This is a genomic window from Curtobacterium sp. MCBA15_008 (genome assembly GCF_001865065.1).
GTDB lineage: Bacteria > Actinomycetota > Actinomycetes > Actinomycetales > Microbacteriaceae > Curtobacterium.
The window spans coordinates 79,620-81,671 of record NZ_MJGN01000007.1; the positions used below are offsets into that span (position 1 = coordinate 79,620).

General features: G+C 70.8%; 1 protein-coding gene. It reads left to right on the forward strand.

From position 1 onward, the window contains the following. The first annotated feature begins 52 nt into the window (after window positions 1-52). A complete protein-coding gene (locus BIU96_RS19695) occupies window positions 53-1,915 on the forward strand; it encodes a hypothetical protein (protein ID WP_175477446.1) in 1,863 nt (620 codons plus the stop codon). Window positions 1,916-2,052 lie beyond the last annotated feature (137 nt).

Sequence of the window (2,052 nt, forward strand, 5' to 3'; positions counted from 1 at the left end):
ACTCGAGCTCGTCGGACTCGGGCTCGCCGGACTCGGGCTCGCCGAGCTCGTCGTGTCCTTCGACTTCTTCCTCGACCACATCAACTGTCTCCCAAGCGTTCTCGTCGGCGACCTCGGCCAGGGCCTCGGCAGCACGATCGACACGGGCCCACCACTCGTCGGCCTCGTCCTGACGGCCGAGCTCCTCGAGCGTGGCCGCGTAAGCACTGTAGAGCGCCGGGGACCAGGTGTAGGCAGTGGACGGGTCGAGCTGTGGAATCTCCAGCTCACCGAGCGCGGCTGTGGGATTCCCGAGGTCGAGGCGTGCCCCGGACATCGCGATCGCCAGTTCGACCTGCACCGCCGTGTCCAGCGCGGCACGGTCGACCGAGCGCCCGAGCTCGAGCGCACGCTCCGGACGGCCGAGGCCACGCTCGCAGTCGACCATCATCGGAAGCTGGTCGTTGCGGCCCGAGATGCGACGGTAGGTCCGGAGCTCACGGAGCGCTGTGGCGAAGTCCCCGAGGCGGTAGGCCGTGATCGCGGCGGTCTCGCGCACGACACCGACCCGGCCGGCTCGACGAGCGGCGCTGAGGGCGTGCTGGTTGGCGGTCTCCGGGTCGTCGTCGATGAGCATCGCGGCTGCGACGAGGTGGCGGGCCACCCAGTCGGCGTTGTCCTTGCTGAGGGTCTTCAGCTCGGCGCGGGCGACCTTGTCGAGGTCGCGCGCGTCGATCTCCTCGGGGATCTCCGGGTCCTCGTGACGCGGACGGATGGACTTGGTGCCGTACGGATCGCGGTCCTCCCAGTCGTCGCGCGCACCTTCACCGAAGCGGGCGCCGGCGTGACGGCTGCCGTCGCCGAAGCGCTGGCGGTCGTCCCGGCCACCGCGGTCGCGGTCGGAACCGCCACGGAACGGACGGTCACCGTCGCGCTGCGGCCGGTCGCCACGCGGGCGGTCCGATCCTCCGCGGAACGGGGGGCGGTCTCCGTCGCGACGCGGGCGATCACCATCGCGGGCAGGGCGGTCCGGTCGGTCGGAACGGTACGGACGGTCGCCGTCGCGAGCCGGGCGGTCCGGTCGATCGGAACGGTACGGGCGGTCGCCGTCGCGAGCCGGACGATCCGAACGGAAGGGGCGGTCGCCGTCGCGAGCCGGACGATCCGAACGGAACGGACGATCCCCATCACGACGCGGACGATCACCGTCACGAGCCGGACGGTCCGAACGGAACGGACGGTCGCCGTCGCGAGCCGGACGATCCGCACGGAACGGACGGTCTCCATCACGACGCGGACGATCACCGTCACGAGCCGGACGGTCCGAACGGAACGGACGATCCCCGTCACGCGAAGGACGGTCGGAACGGAACGGCCGGTCCCCGTCACGAGCCGGACGGTCCGAACGGAACGGCCGGTCCCCATCACGAGCCGGACGATCCGAACGGAACGGACGATCCCCGTCACGAGCCGGACGATCCGAACGGAACGGACGATCCCCATCACGACGCGGACGGTCAGCACCGCGAGGCCCGTCCCCCCGGGGAGGCCGGCTCGACTCATCGCGGTCACCGCGCCACGCCGGACGACGGTCACGGTCGCCGAAGGACCGGTCGCCGTCGCGGAACGAGCGACCACCATCACGAGCGGACCCACCAGTGCGCGGACGATCTCCGTCGCGGCGGGGCGCGTCGCGCCGCTCGCCCTCACGACGCTCGAAGTCACGGGGGCCGGACGACCAACGATCTCCGCCGTCACGCCGGGGAGACCGGTCGCCATCGCGCCGAGGTCGGTCTCCGCGGTCCCCGTCGTTCCGTCGCTGCTCGTCGTCGTTCGCCACCGTTGCTCCTCGTTGCGTGCACGAGCTCGAGCCCGTGCGATCGTCCGCTGTGTCGTTGTGTCGGTGCCGCACCAGTCACCCGGCGCTCCGCTCTAGTCCATCACGGACCAGCGCGCGCGTCGAGTGACCTGCGACAGAAACAGAAATAGCCACCGGCCTCCCGAGAACGAGGGTGTCCCCTACGAGTTCTCGATGGAGGGCCGATGGCCACATCTGGTGTTGCAAAATAAGTC